This is a genomic window from Deltaproteobacteria bacterium, from assembly GCA_013151235.1.
Taxonomy (GTDB): domain Bacteria; phylum CG2-30-53-67; class CG2-30-53-67; order CG2-30-53-67; family CG2-30-53-67; genus JAADIO01.
This window is the reverse complement of record JAADIO010000024.1, coordinates 1-17,260: the sequence shown is the minus strand read 5'-3', so window position 1 is coordinate 17,260 and position 17,260 is coordinate 1. Positions and strand designations below refer to the sequence as shown.

The 17,260-nt window shown below is 49.4% G+C and carries 16 protein-coding genes; 10 read left to right on the top strand and 6 right to left on the bottom strand.

Annotated elements, in window-relative coordinates; translation table 11 throughout:
* Positions 1-16: 16 nt before the first annotated feature.
* From GXP58_04840 to GXP58_04820, 5 genes are all read right to left on the bottom strand, one after another.
* Positions 17-1,417 carry a sigma-54-dependent Fis family transcriptional regulator gene (locus GXP58_04840; protein ID NOY52931.1) on the bottom strand — a complete coding sequence of 467 codons (1,401 nt, stop codon included), beginning with the start codon at positions 1,415-1,417 and terminating at the stop codon, positions 17-19.
* Between the two features lie 74 nt (positions 1,418-1,491).
* Complete coding sequence (locus GXP58_04835) at positions 1,492-3,231, bottom strand: response regulator (GenBank protein ID NOY52930.1); 1,740 nt, start codon at positions 3,229-3,231, stop codon at positions 1,492-1,494.
* 5 nt (positions 3,232-3,236) lie between these two features.
* Positions 3,237-5,162, bottom strand: a complete 1,926-nt coding sequence (locus tag GXP58_04830) for a GAF domain-containing protein (GenBank protein ID NOY52929.1) — start codon at positions 5,160-5,162, stop codon at positions 3,237-3,239.
* A 714-nt stretch (positions 5,163-5,876) separates the two neighbouring features.
* Positions 5,877-6,206 (bottom strand): type II toxin-antitoxin system PemK/MazF family toxin, encoded by a 330-nt coding sequence (locus GXP58_04825; protein ID NOY52928.1) that lies wholly within the window; start codon positions 6,204-6,206, stop codon positions 5,877-5,879.
* Positions 6,194-6,448 (bottom strand): AbrB/MazE/SpoVT family DNA-binding domain-containing protein, encoded by a 255-nt coding sequence (locus tag GXP58_04820; GenBank protein NOY52927.1) that lies wholly within the window; start codon positions 6,446-6,448, stop codon positions 6,194-6,196. The genes GXP58_04825 and GXP58_04820 overlap by 13 nt, the downstream gene beginning before the upstream one ends.
* Positions 6,449-7,027: 579 nt before the next feature.
* On the opposite strand from GXP58_04820, the gene GXP58_04815 reads away from it, so the two are divergent.
* The 10 genes from GXP58_04815 to GXP58_04770 all read left to right on the top strand — a co-directional run bounded on the left by GXP58_04815 (position 7,028) and on the right by GXP58_04770 (position 16,483).
* Positions 7,028-7,336, top strand: a complete 309-nt coding sequence (locus GXP58_04815; protein ID NOY52926.1) for a nucleotidyltransferase domain-containing protein — start codon at positions 7,028-7,030, stop codon at positions 7,334-7,336.
* On the top strand, positions 7,326-7,730 hold the full coding sequence (locus GXP58_04810) for a HEPN domain-containing protein (GenBank protein ID NOY52925.1): 405 nt from the start codon (positions 7,326-7,328) through the stop codon (positions 7,728-7,730). Before GXP58_04815 ends, GXP58_04810 begins: the two co-directional genes overlap by 11 nt.
* A gap of 261 nt (positions 7,731-7,991) precedes the next feature.
* The gene (locus GXP58_04805) at positions 7,992-9,299 is read left to right on the top strand and encodes an oligosaccharide flippase family protein (GenBank protein ID NOY52924.1); all 1,308 of its coding nucleotides are present in this window, start codon (positions 7,992-7,994) and stop codon (positions 9,297-9,299) included.
* Between the two features lies 1 nt (position 9,300).
* The gene (locus tag GXP58_04800) at positions 9,301-10,275 is read left to right on the top strand and encodes a sulfotransferase (GenBank protein ID NOY52923.1); all 975 of its coding nucleotides are present in this window, start codon (positions 9,301-9,303) and stop codon (positions 10,273-10,275) included.
* Between the two features lie 16 nt (positions 10,276-10,291).
* Entirely contained in the window at positions 10,292-11,539 is a 1,248-nt protein-coding gene (locus GXP58_04795) for an O-antigen ligase family protein (protein ID NOY52922.1), read from the top strand.
* Between the two features lie 25 nt (positions 11,540-11,564).
* Positions 11,565-12,503 (top strand): sulfotransferase domain-containing protein, encoded by a 939-nt coding sequence (locus GXP58_04790; GenBank protein NOY52921.1) that lies wholly within the window; start codon positions 11,565-11,567, stop codon positions 12,501-12,503.
* 58 nt (positions 12,504-12,561) lie between these two features.
* A complete protein-coding gene (locus tag GXP58_04785; GenBank protein ID NOY52920.1) occupies positions 12,562-13,674 on the top strand; it encodes a glycosyltransferase family 4 protein in 1,113 nt (370 codons plus the stop codon).
* A gap of 26 nt (positions 13,675-13,700) precedes the next feature.
* Entirely contained in the window at positions 13,701-14,537 is an 837-nt protein-coding gene (locus GXP58_04780) for a sulfotransferase (protein ID NOY52919.1), read from the top strand.
* Positions 14,538-14,554: 17 nt separating this feature from the next.
* The gene (locus GXP58_04775) at positions 14,555-15,664 is read left to right on the top strand and encodes a glycosyltransferase family 4 protein (GenBank protein ID NOY52918.1); all 1,110 of its coding nucleotides are present in this window, start codon (positions 14,555-14,557) and stop codon (positions 15,662-15,664) included.
* A 9-nt stretch (positions 15,665-15,673) separates the two neighbouring features.
* Positions 15,674-16,483 carry a glycosyltransferase family 2 protein gene (locus GXP58_04770; protein NOY52917.1) on the top strand — a complete coding sequence of 270 codons (810 nt, stop codon included), beginning with the start codon at positions 15,674-15,676 and terminating at the stop codon, positions 16,481-16,483.
* A gap of 12 nt (positions 16,484-16,495) precedes the next feature.
* Here the strand turns inward: GXP58_04770 and GXP58_04765 are convergent, their stop codons facing one another.
* Positions 16,496-17,098: a glycosyltransferase family 4 protein gene (locus tag GXP58_04765; protein NOY52916.1), complete on the bottom strand. Its 603-nt coding sequence runs from the start codon at positions 17,096-17,098 to the stop codon at positions 16,496-16,498.
* Positions 17,099-17,260 lie beyond the last annotated feature (162 nt).

Genomic DNA, 17,260 nt, shown 5'->3' with positions numbered 1-17,260 from the left:
CGGGGCACAACGGGGATCAGGCAGTTTCGGCACTCTCCCAACCGTTCAGTTTTTTCTTCTTTATTTTTTCCACAAGGGTCGTCCGGTTGAGGTGGAGGAGTTTAGCGGCCTTGCTCTTGACCCCCCCCACATGATTCATCGCCTTGAGGATCAACTCGTTTTCAAATTCCTCTACGGCATCATTCAGGGAAATGCCCTGGACAGGCAGCGCAAAAGCATTCAGGGAAGTCGGCGGCTTGACGGGAGAATGGAACTTCTCGGGGAGATCCTCCAACCGGATGATCTCTCCTTCGGCCAGAATGACCATTCTCTCTACAAGGTTCTCCAGTTCCCGGACATTGCCGGGCCAGGGATAGCTCGTCAGACACCGCATGGCATCTTTGGAAAAACCATGGAGATTCCTTTTTCGTATTTTGTTGAATCGTTCCAGGAAAAAATGAACCAGGAGGGGAATATCCGAGACCCGCTGCCGGAGAGGAGGAATCCGGATCGGGATCACATTCAACCGGTAAAAGAGGTCCTCCCGAAATCTTCCTTTTTCAACTTCTTCTTCAAGGTGTTTGTTGGTGGCTGCAATGATGCGAGCATTGACATGGAGGGTCCGGGTGCCACCGACCCGCTCAAACTGCTGATCCTGAAGAATTCGCAGGAGTTTCACCTGAAGTTCCGGAGGCATTTCACCGATTTCATCGAGGAAGAGCGTCCCCCCGTCGGCCAGCTCAAAACGACCGGGCCGGGAAAGGGTCGCCCCGGTAAAGGCCCCTTTGACATGGCCGAAGAGTTCACTTTCCAACAGATCGCGGGGAATCGCCGCGCAGTTGATCGGGATGAAAGGACCGTCGGAACGGTGGCTGTTAAAATGAACCGCACGGGCCACGAGTTCCTTGCCGGTACCGCTGTCGCCCTGGATCAGGACCGTGGAATCGGTATCCGCGACCTTCTCGACGAGGCTGAAGACCTTCTGCATTTCATCGCTATCCCCGACAAAATTCTTGAACTTGTATTCTTTCCCGACCAACCGTCTCAGGTTCCGATTCTGGCGTTTCATCGTATGAAACGCCAGAGCACGTTTCACGGAAAGAGAGAGCTCATCAATCTTGAACGGTTTGGTAATATAATCATAGGCGCCTGCCTTCATGGCCGCCACGGCATTGTCTACGGTCCCGCAACCGGTCAGGACAATACAGAGCAGCCCGGAATTGACTTCCCGGATCTTCTGCAGCAGTTCGATCCCGTCCAGTTTGGGCATGTTCAGGTCGGTCAGGACCAGATCAAAATCCGATTCACGAAGAATCCCGAAGGCCTCTTCGCCGTTTTGTGCCGACACAACCTGGTAACCTTCCTGCTCCAGCATTCCGACCAGGACTTCCACCGCACCCGGCTCATCATCCACTACCAGAATCTTTTCCTTGCTCATCCTGTTCCTCCGGTCTCCGTTTTTGTGCTTCTCGTCACATCGCATCCGGATCGTACCCCGTCACCGTTGAAAAATCATTCCCGGTTCCATCCGATCCCTGCTCCCACCTTCTCTTCGCCGGCATCCGGCATCCTGCCATGATGCGTTCCGGCGGACAATGGGTCCGCCCGCCCGCTGCAATTCACTCGAAGAAAGATATGGAACGTCGAACCGGCGCCCACTTCACTTTCCACCTCGATCCGTCCCTGATGCCGCTGGACAATCCCCCGGATGATCGGCATACCGAGCCCGTTCCCCTTGCCGACTTTTTTCGTGGTAAAAAAGGGCTCAAAGATCTGTTCCCTGTATTCTTCCGGGATCCCACACCCCGTATCGGAAATCAGAACCTCAATAAAGTCTGAATCCTCCGCCGGACGCACAGCCACCGTCAAACACTTCTCTGCCGATTCTTCCATCGCCTGCGAAGCATTGAGTATCAGATTTCGAAAAACCTGCTCCATCTGGGCCTGATCGGCATGGATCTTCGGAAGCCTCTCACTGTACTCTTTGTGAACCTCCAACCGCTTGATTTCCCCCACGTCCCTCAGAAAAAGGAGCGCATTTTCGAGAAGATCCACCACCGAGAGTTCTCGGATGTTCAATTCCGTGGGCCGGGCAACATCCATTAACTGCCGGGTCAAATGCTCGATTCGATCCGTTTCGTTGAAGACCTTGTGCAGGCAGGACCGGACCTTTTCCTTGTCGTCGATCACCATCAAACCGAGTTGGGCATTCGCGGAAATCACATGGAGCGGGTTATTAATTTCATGAGCAATCTTCGGTGCGAGCTGCCCTAACACACTCAACTTTTCCGCATAGAGGAGCTGTTGCTCCATCTTTTTCTCTTCCGTGATCTCCCGGGACATCTCCAGGATCGCGATGATTCTTCCCTCTTCATCCACAACCCGGGAGGTCACGAGGGACAAGGGGAAAACCTCTCCGTCACGCCGTCGCCCCGCGATCTCACCGGTCCAGCTCCCCGCCTCCAGAGTCCGGGCATAAATTTCATGACTCATCTCTTCCGCCTCCGGCGCTCGAAGGGCGGCCATGCTCTGTCCCAAGAGTTCATCCCGGGTATAGCCGAAGGTCTCTTCGGCCGCCGTATTACAACTGAGAATTCCCATCTCGATATCCGTAGAGATAATGCAATTCGGAGAGGCATCAATCAGGTTTTCCAGATACCGCTTTGTCTTCCGCAATTCATAATAGGCGTCTTCGAGATTTCGCTGCTTTTCTAAGAGTTCCTGCGTTCGTTCTTCGACCTTCTTTTCCAGAAGTTCGTAGACATTAAAACTCATCTTTTCGAACTCCTGTTTTTCCATCTCATCCTTGAACTGAATGATTTCCGGATCTTTCGACCTCCGGTCTTCTTCATGCAGGAACTCACTGCTCGTCCGATTGATCCGGGGTGCAAACTCCTCTTCCTCCGAAACCGGTTCATTGCGCAGAATTGCATAAAGTTTCCGGACGTTGATCGGTTTTTCGAGAAACCCCTGAATCTGCAATCCCTGAATCTCATCGGGAGAGCGGAAGGCGCTGATCAGAACAATCCGGATCTCGTGATCCTGCTCCCGGATCTTTCGGACCAGTTCCACACCGTCCAGATCCGGCATGTTGACATCGGAAATCACCCATTCGTAACTGTCTTCACCGAGCCGCTGCAGAGCCTTGCGTCCGTTATCGACAATCTCGACGGAGAACCCCGCACTTTTCAGTGCAATGGAGAGTGTCACCCGAGCGCTTTGATCGTCATCCACCAGTAAAATCTTTCCCATTCCGGCTATCCTCTCATTCCCACCGTTTCCAGATACGATTCTTCATTCCCCAGCAAAAGCTGTACGATAAATTCCGCGCCTTTTCCCTCTTCACTTTCAATCTCAATCCTTCCGTGATGGTCTTCAACAATCCGGTTCACGATCGAAAGCCCCAAACCCGTTCCCGAAGACTTGGTCGTATAGAAAGGATCGAAGATTCGGGTGACGTCTTTCTGCCGGATCCCCTCCCCCTCGTCGGAAACACGAAATTCAATTCCGTCGGCCCTCCGGTGAGAGCTGATCTTCAGTGTGCCCCCCGCCCGCATCGCCTGGATCCCGTTAATGACGAGGTTCCAGATCACCTGCTTGATCTTTCCGGCATCAAAGGAGGTGGAAGGAATCCGGTCATCCAGATCCATGACAATGGCAACGCCGTTCTTTTTTGCTTCACCTTCAGCCATCCGGATCACCTCTCCGATCACACGATTGAGATGATTCTCCTTGAGGACCGGCTGCTGCGGAGCCGCATAGAGCAGGAACTCGGAGATAATATCGTTCAACCGCCGGGCCTCCACCTTGAGGACCTCCGTCAACGTAAAGGCATTCTCCTCATCCGTCCCGCCCTCAGACGAGAGGACCTCCACCGCCGTCACAATGGAGCCCAGGGGATTTCGGATCTCGTGGGCCACACCTGCGGCAATCTGGCCGATAGAGGCCATCCGCTCCGACTGGATGAGCCGCTCCTTGAGCTTCTTGAGATGCGTCACATCCCGGGTATACATGACCACCGACAAACACTTTCCTTCGTCGTCAAACATCGGATAGGTCCACTGCCGGTAGATCCGGCTGCCCACCTTCTTTTCCGCATAAGCCGGTTTCCCCTTCTTCAGGGTTTCCGTCGCCGGGCAACCGGCACAGGGGGCCTTTTTGTGATATAAGATCTCATGGCACGTCCTCTCCGCCAGGTTCTTTCCGCCCCCGAACCCGCTGTTCCGGTAGGCCTTGTTGACTTTCACAAGATGAAATCGGTGATCCAGAATTGCGACGGCATCGGTAATCGCGTCAAAAGTACTTTCCCACTCCTCCTTGGTGCGCGCCACCTCCTCAAAGTACGTGGCATTCTGGATCGACATGGCAGCCAGAGAAGTCAGGGCAACGATCAGTTTCATGTCGCCCGAGTAGAAGGGGTCGCCGGAAGACTTGTCGGCCACGTTGATCACCCCTAAAACCTCCTGGCTCTCCCGGCGGCTGCTCTTCAGGATCGGTACGGAGATAAAAGAGTTGGAACGGTATTCCCCCCGGGATCGATCCTTCAACCCCGGATAGTGATCAATGTTCTGGATAAAGAGCGGCTTGGCCTTCAGGATCGCATCCTTGCAGACACTTTCCGATAACGGAAAAAGTATGTTTTCCACCTCATCCTCGGGAAGTCCTTTATGGGCCACAACCATAAGGTTTTCCCGGGTCTTGTCCAGAAGAAGGACCGAGGCCTTGGAAAGCCCGATCGTTGCAACAATCCGCTCCAGAATAATATTACAGACCTTCCGGACATTCAGGATATTGACCAAAGAGTTGCTGACGTTATAAAAAAGATTTAACACCTTGTAGTTGTGGAGAAGTTCCTCCGACATGCTGTCGAGTTTTACCTCACAGAGGATCAGATCGGTCAGATGCGCCACAACGTTTTTCAGCGCCTTCCGAAGACGTTCACCAGTAAAAGGCGGATTGCCGTACCCCGACAGAGTGCCGAGCAGTTTCCCCCGCACCGAAACGGGACAGATCTCCATGGATTCGGCATTCGAAGAGGAAAAGGCATTGTCGGGAAATTCGGCAATCACATTTCCATCGTCATCGCGCAGGACGAGGGGAACCTCAAGAAAAGCAGCATTCCTCCGTAGAAGATCCTGCAGATGTTTCGGTTTGATATAATGGGCGATCCTGGTTTTTTCCAAGAGAAAAACCTTCCGTGGAAAACTTATCACATCAGAACGCTCAAAAACCCGGGGGGATTGCCGGTTTTGCATGGATCAGAACACGTCAGAATCCTGCCCCAAAGGGCCGCCTAAAACTGGTTGCTGATCAATACATAAAACCGGAAGCAAGATCACACTCTGCAAATTCGGGTTATCTACAATGTATCAAAAAGGGAAGAAAGATTCAAGAAATTGTTAGAAGTATTTTTGACGTTTTTGCCGGAAGAAAGCCGTGATCCTCGGCTGCGTGGAACCGATGTGTGAGCTGCCATACTTTTATAGATCGCCCGGCAAATAACGCCTGTTTGCCCTCGGCATCGATCCCATAATCCTTTGCTTTGCTCATAACAGGCACAGGGGCCGTTCGGTTGTGAAGTGGATCCCAATACCGAGACAACCTTTCATAGAAAAGAAGGTGGATGGAACATCGCAGGATCCAGGAGGTTGAGCGCCGCGTGCTCCCGGCAGGGGTACGGAGGGAAGATCACCTGGACCGTTCGGTTGCTCCTTCTCTCCGCCGGGGAGAAGGCCGTGATGAGGGGGGCTTGTGAGTATCCCCCTCGGCAATGTGAGTCAAGAGCAGACTTGACCCCTTTCGCCCCCTCTCCCCGCCGGGAAAGAAAAGCGGGCCTGTCCTGATCTGGGTTCAGTACCGTCAACAAAAGCCAAAAGCAGACCCCTTTGCCTCCGCCACTAAAATGCAAATAACCGTTGCAAAACGGAAATAACCTCTACCTGGGTATCGGCATTAATAGAACCCGTCTTTTTCAAAAGTCGTGTCTTGTCTATTGTTCGAATCTGATCCAGGACGATTCGCCCATTTCTCTTCTGAAACCTGCATGGCACCCGTGTGGGATAGTCCTTATCTGCCGTAGTCATCGGAGCAACAATGACGGTCCGGATATGTCTGTTCATTTCATCAGGTGAGATCACTAAGCAGGGCCGGGTTTTCCGGATCTCAGATCCAACCGTCGGATCGAGATTGACCAAATAGACATCAAACCTCTTGACTACCATTGCCATTCTTCTTCATCCCAGGAATGTGAGATATTTTCGTCCCCGTCAATCAGCACATCATCATTTTTCTCGGACATTGATTTGAAAGCCGCATCCCAACCGGCCCTTGGATCCGGGACCGGACGAATAATAATCTGATCCTTCTCAACCCTAAGCTCAACATCCTCCATGATTCCTGTCTGCTCAAGAATGGGTTTCGGAATGCGGATCCCCTGGGAATTGCCTATTTTCACAACACGTGCTCTCATGATTCAGCTCCCCTATCTGGCATGTATCTACATTGTAATTACGAAAGTACAGGATGTCAAGGATTAAAAATATCTTTTGGTGAGGAGAGGCTCAATCTTCCGATCTACTCTTCCTTCTCCTCCGCCGGGAAAGAAAAGCGGGCCTGTCCTGAGCCGGTCGAAGGGCCTGTCCTGAGCATGTGGTTCGGCAAGCTCACCATGCTCGGAAGCCGGTTGAACCACACGAACGGAATATCAATCACTTACACCGTTCGCCCTGAGCCGGTCGAAGGGTGAACGGAGATCGGACGAAACGCCGAAGGGCCTGTCCTGAGTGTACCGAAGGAGTGAGGGGGGACCTTGGAGTGTTCCCCCCGGCAAGAAGAGTCAAAAGCAGACTTGACCCCTTTCGGGGTCAATATAACATATCTCCAATTGCCAGACAATGGAACTTTCCCGGATTTTGAACATAAAAGCCCGGCCCCAGGTTCATCCCTCGCGGAAAAGGCTTGATTATTATAAAAAGTACATTACAATAATGCAAAAGTTCCGGATGAGATTCCAGACGATGAGAAGAGAGCATCCATGAAGAATATGCCTATAGAGAGAATTATAGACCAAATAGTTGCACGTATTATCAGCACAGCAAATCCCAGAAAAATTATTCTTTTCGGCTCGGCAGTACGTGGCGAAATGGGACCGAACAGTGATCTGGATCTTTTGGTAGTAGTCGCTTCAGGTCAGCATAGGCGGAAAAGCGCTCAGAAGATTTACCGTAACCTGGTGGGAGTCGGCTTTGCCGCAGACATTATCGTAGTCACCGAGGATGATATTGAGAAATTCAAGGATCACGTCGGCATGATCATCCAACCTGCATTGAAAAATGGGAGGTTGCTCTATGCCGCCTGACTCCGAAGGGATCGGATCTGCTCGGGAATGGATCAAGCGAGCCAAGAGCAACCTCGCCCGTGCCAAACAGCCCAAGACAGCAGAGATCTTCTGGGAAGATCTCTGCTTTGACGCCCAGCAGGCCGCCGAAAAATCCCTGAAGGCCATACTGATTGCACATGACATCCCCTTCCGGTTCGTACATGATCTTGCTGAGTTATTGACCTCAATCACAAATCATGGAATCCCTATACCCGACAATATCCACGCTGCGGCCGAGTTAACAAACTACGCAGTCGAGTCCCGTTACCCCGGCCCTGCTGAACCCGTGACCGAAGACGAATTCAGAGACGCCTTGCAAAAGGCCGAATTGGTAGTCGCCTGGGCGGAAACCCACATAGAAGAGGAAAAATAACGTAGAGATCCCATCCCCTTCGAAGAAGGGGGAGCAGAGGGGGAAGATTCGAACTTCCCATTTTCTGTTCCCTCTCACCCCTCGGGGAGAGGGTCAGGCCTGCCTGAGTGTACCGAAGGAGTGAGGGGGGACCCTGGAGTGTCCCCCCCCGGCAAGAAGAGCCAAGAGCAGACTTGACCCCTCTTCGGGGTTGGGGGAAGAACTTTCTCTTAAATTTTCTGCTTGACAAAATTATAGCGCATGACCCCTTGGGTGACCCCTATGATAAATGCGACGTCAAAACTGATCACATCGCGGTTCTCAAAAAACGTTCTTGCACTTGTAAGTGGAGCCTTCATCGCACAGGTAATATCCTTTGCGGCCTCGCCTATATTAACGCGATTATATACACCTGAGAACTTCGGTTTATTCGCACTATTTCTATCATACGTCAACATAGTTTCCAAAGTCGGCACACTTTGCTATGAACGCGCAATCATCTTACCCAAAAACAATTCAAGCGCATACAATATAGCATTTCTGTCATTAATAATCCTTCTTGTTATAGCCTTGCTTTCAACATCGCTTATATTCGCTTTTTCCGGCAGGTTACTATCACTCCTGAAAGGAGCATACACCATATCGTGGTTATACTGGGTCCCCGCAGGATTGTTGCTGGTAGGCATTTTCAATATCGTGAAATCGTTGCACATCCGCCAGAAGGGATTTCGCTCTATTGCATTTGCCAGAATCGGGGAAGCGGCTTCGGCCTCTGTTGCAAAGATCGCAATAGCTCTCTTTGCCGGCGCTACGGCTGGAGGCCTAATATTAGGCACTATAACAGGTTTCATGGTATCATTGGCGATAATAATTCGATCACCCGACCTTTTCCACTTTGCCGAAATCAGGAGATCACTGAACAGCAAATCAATAAAAGCCGTGGCCGTGGAATATATACAGTTCCCGCTATATGCTACTTGCAACGCCATATTAACGGTCATTACACAAAATCTGATAGTACTGGTTTTTTCGATAATCTTCTCTCCTGTAATAGTTGGCCTGTACAGTTTGGGGAACCGCATTATACGAAGACCGTTGAACATTATGTCCATGTCCGTTCAGAATGTATTTTTTCAACGGATCGCACATGAATACAATCATGGTGCCCGTATATTGCCGTCACTCATAAAAACGACCGGCGTCTTATTCATAACCGGCTGCATACCTTTCCTTCTGCTTATGATCTATGCAGAACCATTGTTCGGAACCATTTTCGGCAAAAAATGGTTTCAGGCAGGCGTATATGTACGTATACTGTCTCCCTGGTTTCTGGTCTTGTTCGCAGTGGCACCGGCCAACACGACATATGAAGTTTTCAAAAAGCAACATATGAAAGTTTTCTTCACGTTGGCAAAGGCCCTGCTGTCGATATCTGCAATATGGCTTGGTTACAAGCTGACGGGAAAACCGGAAGATGTGATCGCTTACTTCGTGTCGGCGAATGTTCTTGTTGAGATATCCATCATAGTCGGAGCAATCTTTATTACATACAAAAACGATTTGACAACAATATCCGGGAAGGCTGCCTGAAATGGGAACAACACCTGTTTTCATATTTTCTATGCCACGATCAGGTTCTACATTACTTCAAAGAATGTTGGCGGCACACCCTGACGTGGAAACCACCTCCGAGCCATGGTTCCTGATCCCTCTTGTTTATACACTCAAGGATCATGGGGTATATGCGGAGTTCAGTTTTATGTCGTTACGGCGTACCGTAAAACACCTGTTGGACAATCTGCCCAACGGCAGGCAAGATTACTATGAAGCGATAAGAAACTTTTCGGAAACGCTATACTCCAAGCTGAACAAGAACAACGCCCGTTTCTTCCTGGACAAGACTCCGCGCTATTATCTAATAGCCGAGGATATTGCCCGAATATTCCCGAACGGTAAATTCATATTCCTGTACAGAAACCCGATCTCTGTCCTGGCCTCAACCATAGCATCCTTCTACGGTAACCGGCTCGGAGATCCGTGGCACAAGATTGATCTATACAAGGGGCCTTCTCTTTTATCACGCGCATCGGCAACATTAAAAAACAAGAGCATAGCAATCCAGTATGAAGAACTTGTCCGCACTCCGGAGCCGGTACTCCAATCCATATGCGAGTACATGGACATCCCGTTCAGCGAAACCATGATCGAAAAATTCACAAAAGTGCCTATTACCGGGATGGGAGACAAAGTCGGCTATACCAAATATGAGGATATAAGCGAAGAATCTCTGCACAAATGGCGCAGAATCTTAAACACGCCATTCAGGCAAAAATACGCGCTTAAATATATACAACGGTTGGGAGAGAATACAATACGGTCTTTCGGTTACGATATGGCACAACTAATAGATGACATACGTTCTTTTCAACCAACCGGCAGAGGCAGCCTGGCCGACCGTTTTAACCTTGCGAAATGCCATTTATACACCATATTTGAGATGAAATTGATAACGGATAAAATACGGCAGCACTTTAAAGAAAAGCACAATCTCTTCATGCATTTTTGAGCACATCGGTGACAAAATGAAATATACACTCTTTATCCTGCTGCTCCTCGCAATAATTATAGGCGGGCTGTACCCCATCAACCTGGGAATCATGCGAGGCATCACACCGAAGACACTTTTGATGTATGCCATTCTTATTTACATACTTTTTTCCGAAGCCGCAAAAAAGAATTTGCATAGAAAAAAAATCCCGTGCATATCCAGCCTGCTCATTTTTCTCACAATACTTTGTGTAAGCATAGCGTTAAATGTTTTATTGGGACGCATGGACATGAGCCTTTTCGACCAGATCAGGCAACTGCGCTACCGTTTCATAGAACCTGTGGTGCTGTATATCCTCATGTTCCTGCTTATCGACACAGCATCACAGGCGAGAAAATTCCTGCAGGCAGGGATTGTTTTATTCGTACTTGTAAACGTGGCGGCATTTATCGCCATGCGAGCCGGAGTACTCAATCTTCCGACAGTATCCGGAGATCTCTACAGCGGACGATATACAGGCACATTCGCAAACCCCAACCAGATGGCCTACTTTTTCTGTTTTCTCATGCCGATAACCTATCACATGATAACGACAGCGGAGATCAAGACAGCCGGAGCTCTGCAAATGCTGGCTCTCGCCTCAGAGATTGCATTCATACTGATGTCCGGCTCAAGAGGTGGTATTCTGGCAATGGTTATTGTTCTTGGATGGATTACAATCCATCACAAGGATTTCAAAACAGTTGCCTTTCTCTTCATATTCGGTACAGTATTCATAGCTATAGGCTTTCTCGTGCACAATGACATTCTTCGAAGCTCATTTGACCGCATCGCCCAGCAAACCTTCAGCAACAACGTCAAAACCATCTCGGCGGGACGAAGCTCCATCTGGCTGGGATTAGAGAAAATATACCTTTCCAATATATACTATGTATTTATGGGCACCGGCTTTGAAACCGCACGCTTTCAACTTGCCAAACATACGGGAATTCTTCTCCCGCCGCACAACCTATATCTGCAAATACTCGTGGAACTCGGACTCATAGGCTTCGCCGCATGGCTTTTCATGTTGAGAAGTTTTTGGAAATTCCTGAACATCTCCGGACAACGCACCGAGTTCAGTAAAGCAACAGTAACGGCCCTGAGCGTATTGTTGCTGGCATGGAGTTTCTCCGATTTGGGCAGAATCCTACGCTTTATAGCCATCATGGTTGGAATAATGTTCTCCATGATAGTACATGACAAGGACACCGTTAAAAAGACGATGGGCAAGAGTGCATAACAACAGCCCGCTGATGGATTAACCCATGCTGCCTAATTTTCTCATAATAGGGGCGCAGAAATCCGGCACGACATCCCTCTATCACTACCTGCGCCAGCACCCCGAAATCTACATGAGCCCGGAAAAAGAACCGCGTTTCTTTGCCTTCGAAGGAGACAAGAGCGGCAGATATCCCTACACATCTCTCAAGACCTATGAAAAACTCTTTGACAACGTGCAATCCGAAAAAGCAGTCGGGGAAGGCTCAACCTATTATCTCTTCAGCCGCAAGGCACCGTCCAGAATCAAACACTATATCCCTGACATAAAGATGATCGCTGTACTTCGCAACCCTATAGAAAGAGCTTATTCACAATATCTTTTCCTGATAAGAGAAGGGCGTGAGCAAAGGACGGACTTTCGCCAAGTGATCCAGGATGAGAAATATTTAATGGATACAGCCCCAACAAAGAGCATATACCTTGCAAGAGGGCTGTACGGCGAACAGATCCAAAGGTACCTTGCTCTCTTCTCTAAAGAGCAGCTCAGAATCTACCTGTATGATCATTTCAAAACTCAACCGTTAAGTATTCTTCAGGACATATTCAGTTACCTATCGGTGGACACAGAGTTCGTGCCCGACATATCATTGAATTATAACGTTTCCGTCATACCAAGAAACAAGACGATTCACCTTCTTCTCGGGTTTATTTCCGGCCGGGACAGGATAAAATCTTTCATAGTCCGGTATATGCCTCAAGTATTCTATGTCCGGATCATAAAACCGGGAGTCAATTTCCTGCTCGGCACACTGAGGAGCCGTAAGCCGTACAGACCGCCGCCCATGCCGAATGACCTGCGTTGTAGACTGGCAGATTTCTACGCACCTGACATTGCGCTTCTGGAAAAGATTCTGGATATCGACCTTGCAGGTTGGATAAGCCCAGGTCAAGCAATAATGGAGTCTCCCAAAAATGGAGGTTAATCATTGCATAATCGTTCTGCCGTGTTGGAATCCTTCCGTTATGGAGAAAGCACATTGGATGGCGGAAGGTATCGCTGCAGCCGGCATGAAGGTATCCATGGTAAACCTCTGCCATACGGCGGAAGAATATAAATCATATAAAGAGGCATTCCCGTCAGGATGCCGTTATGATCTCTATCCCGGCACAAAAGGACGGCTTTATGCGGGAAGCCACAAACTGGACAAACTGTTGAACAACATCGGCCTTGCATGGCGGCTCTTCAGAGTATTAAAAAAACTTGCAGGAAAGGATGAAAGCGTCATCATTCTTTTCAGAGGAGCGATCGAGACACTCATCCCCGCCGTCATCATAAAACACAGGATGAAAACTCCTATGATTGGAAACATTATGGAATACTCACCCGCATTCCCTTCGTACAAAAGGAACCCGCTTGTACGATGGCAATGGAGATACATACTGAAAGAATCGGATGCATTCATGGTAATAAGCGATCTCCTCTTTCACAAACTGAACAGACTCAAGAGCACTCTATATGTCCCAGCTCTGTGGGGCCCCAAAACTGGAGACCAGGAACTTGAGGTGCGTCTGCCGCAGGCAATAGCTGACAAAATCTTGGGTGACACCCCTTTGCTGATATACACTGCCAGCAAAGAATACAAAGAACTGCTGGAGGTCACCTTGCGAGCTCTTGCCTTGGTAAAACACAACTTCAGGCTTTGCATTACGGGCAAGTATTCACGGGAAGCACTCAATGGCTGGATGTTACTTGCCAGGGATTTGGACATACAAGATCGTGTCTTTTTCTGCGGCTTCCTGAATCCACCCGAATTCAGATGGCTTGAGCATAGATCTACAGCGCTTCTACTTCCGCTTTTATCCACAGATAGGCACCGGGGAAGATTTCCACAGAAGATTCTGCATTACATGAGCCTCGGGAAACCTATCGTCACCTCACATGTGGGCGAAATAGCACATAACTTCACAGACGGAATAAACGCTTACGTCGATCACACCGTTACCATAGAAGGCTTTGCAAAGAAGATATCCGAAGTGCTATCCTCTCCGGGAAAGGCGGCAGAAACGGGTAAGGCAGCCTCACTGCATGTAGAAAGATCATTCGGCTACATAAAGTGGGGCAAAGAAATATTCCGTTTTATCCGGAGCATATAATCCAGATCACGAAAAAGAAGGCCGGTATGAAAGAATTTTTTGTCGTTTCCATGCAGCGTTCAGGTTCCAACTGGCTGCAGACATGCCTGAACCAGCATACGTCAATACGCATCAACGGAGAACTCAAACCCTCCACCGCCTTGACGCACATGAGCAGAATAAAAACCGGCGACCATATCTCCCACGGGATCATGTTGGACAGAGGCCTGTACAGGAGCTGTGCCCGTGACATGATACGGCGAATGATGGCCGCCAACGTCGGGATGACGGACGAAGAAGCGAACGATTATACAGGATATATCGGTGACAGAACCGCATACTCCGCTGTGCAGTCACTAAGCAGATTCCCGGAACAGTTATCATATCTCAAGGTTCTGCAGGAATACTTTCCGGAATCCAAGAAAATCATTCTGGTAAGAGACGTACGCGATGTAATCGTATCCTTCTCCGTATGGAAGACAAACGTCCGGAACAACCTGCTGGCCTTCACACCACGATCTTTTCTGTTGTTCCTCAGACACATCCGTAATTGGATAATCCTGAACAGACAATGGGCCGAAGATATCAAAAAGGGGCAGGACGGCCTTATCATCCATTACGAAGAGATAAAAAAAGATTTCCAGGGAACGATGGGCCGTGTATTCGACTTTATGGAAACAACGTACGACGACTCCTTTCTCGACAATCTGAGAACCAACTTCTACAGCATAAAAAGCAGTCATTACCGGCTGGAAAACAAAAAACGCGGCTACAGCTTTTACCGTAAAGGGATCGTAGGTGACTGGGAGAACAAGTTCAAATGGCCTCATAAAGCGATTGTGCAGATATACCTGCATCAGATCAATCATATAAACAGCTTATAGCTACGGGGGGATAATAATTGAAAGTCTGCATTATCAGCCCTAACGCCTACCCGTTACTGAAAGGCATACCTGCCGAAAGACTGACCGGGGGGGCCGAACTGCAGATGAAAACCATAGGCTCTGCCTTTGCACGCAGGGGAATAGATGTGCATTTCCTGGTTGACGACTTCGGCCAGCCTGCATATGAGTATTCGGAGGGCATTCACATACACAAGGTTCCTTTCGACATCTCAGGGCAGAAGATCCGCTTCGCCTTTTTAATCCTTACGCTCTGGAGGGTACTTCGAAGAATCGGGGCGGATATTCACATCATCAAGATACCGAGAAACATACTCATGCCTTTAGGGATCTTCTGCAGGAAGACCGGAAGCAAACTTATTCAAGTAGGACAGAAAGATACAGATGTGGACGTGGTCTTTCTCAAGAAGCATGCCCACTGGTTCAACTATATATCCTATCGCATCGGCCTGAAAATGGCTGACTATATCGTTGCCCAGAACCTGAGGCAAAAGACGGGATTCAGAAACATGGCAAACTGTCCGGTGACCGTTATACGTAACGCACACTCCATGCAATCCTCAGACAGCGGCAAAGATGACGGATCAGTGCTCTGGGTCGGCAACAACCAGAAAGACAAGCGCCCCTGGCTGGTTCCCGGGGCGGCAAAAGCACTTCCCGGACTGCGTTTCAACATGATAGTGGCGGACTATGCCCCCGGCAAACATGAAAATTACGCTGCAGATGGAACAAAAAATCTGACATTGCGCGGATATGTGCCCTTTGAAGAAATACATGAATACTTCGCAAACGCCGCCCTCCTCATAAACACATCCCTTCACGAGGGATTCCCGAACACATTCATCCAGGCATGGCAACATGGGACACCGGTCGTCAGCCTTACCGTCGACCCGGACAACGTCATAACAGAGCACGGACTGGGACGTGTTTCCGGCACATTCGGGCAGTTCCTGAACGACATAAATGACCTAATGTGCAACAGGGACTTGCGTATCGCCTACGGCAAGAACGCCCGATCCTATGTAAAGAAATATCACGACCTGGATAACATAGTTGACCAATACATGGATATCTTCAGAGAACTCTCGGAAAACCGTAACCGTACATAAAAGGCAAATATGGACCTCTCAATCATCATCGTGGAATATCAGTCGTTCGGCGACGTATTGGAATGCATTGGAAGCATAGAACGCTATTGCGATCTTCCATACGAGACCATTGTGGTTTCCAACTCCGTATACGACCCTGACAGAGCCGCGATTTTCAAGCAAAAGCTGAAAAATACAAGAGTGATACTACAGGACAGGAACCGGGGCTACGCAGGGGGAGTCAACGCAGGCCTTCGCATTGCCCGGGCACCTGCAATACTGATACTGAACCCCGACGCCCGCCTGGATGAACCGGGGGTCAAGGCCGCTGTTGATTACTTGTCATCCGGCAAGGATATCGGTCTGATCGTACCGGAAGTTACCGATCATTTCGGCACCAGGCAGGAAGTATGCAGACGTTTTCCTCACATATACACCTTCCTGTATGTCCGCACATTTATCGGCAAGGTCTTGGACAGGAAACAGAAAGAACATCGACGCTATTTTATGAAGGACTTCGACCGAAAAAACATACGGGATATAGACTGGGCTATAGGCGGCGCCGTATTTGTAAAGAAGGAAGCCGTCGAGGATACGGGAGGGATGGATGAACGCTACTTTCTGTATATGGAAGATGTCGACTGGTGCAGGCGGTTCTGGCAGAAAGGCTGGAAAGTCAAGTTTTTCCCCGGAACAAGGATCATCCACGCCATAAAACACGAGAGTACAAGATCGGGACCGCTTCTGCTCCCTTCGCTTGCACTGCGGCGTCACCTGGCCAGTTTAATCAAATACTTTCACAAATATGGGCTTGCGTTGCCGCCCGGAAACCGTCACTGAATATATCATATGTCAAGGATTCAGCATGGACAGTATATTCGACATGAAAAGACGGATATTATCTTCGGAAAACTTCTCCATCACAATCTCGCGGTTTCGTTTGCCATACCGGTCGGCGAGTTCGTCCGAACCGATTATTTGCCTTATCCCATCGGCCAGCGCTGCGGGGTCGCGCTCAGGAACAAGGATCTCCTCCACCAGTTCTTCCACGGCACCACACCGTGTGGAGACAACAGGCAGGCCGCATGCCATGGCCTCCATAAGCACAACTGGAATGCCTTCCGTTCCTTCCTCATCTGTAGTGATGGAGGGCAAGCAATAGATATCGGCTTTCTGATACAACAACCTTAGTTGTTCCTGATTAAGTTTATGGAAAATCGTAACCTTCTCTTCAACATCCATTTCGTAGGCAAGCGCCCCGACATCCAGGGGCCCGAACCCGACAACAACGAAATGCACAGGCTCATCCTTCAGAATCGAGGCCGCCTGCATAAGATACCGGAATCCCTTTCGTTCGGTAAAGCGCCCGACAGAAAGGACCAAGCGGTCTTTCAAAGGCCGGTACCTGTCGGTGTCCACAAAGAGACGGTTAAGAAAGATCTTCTCCGCGGGCACGCCGTACTCCTTGTTCAGTAAAGAGGACCACTTCTCGGCGATCGGGAAAATACGGTCGCATTTGCCGAGAGCATGCCTGAAAAGGCGGGGATTCGGATTTGTGAAAAACTCATGGGCATGCACAGTAAGTGAAAGGGGTATATTCAGAAGAAGTTTGCTGAA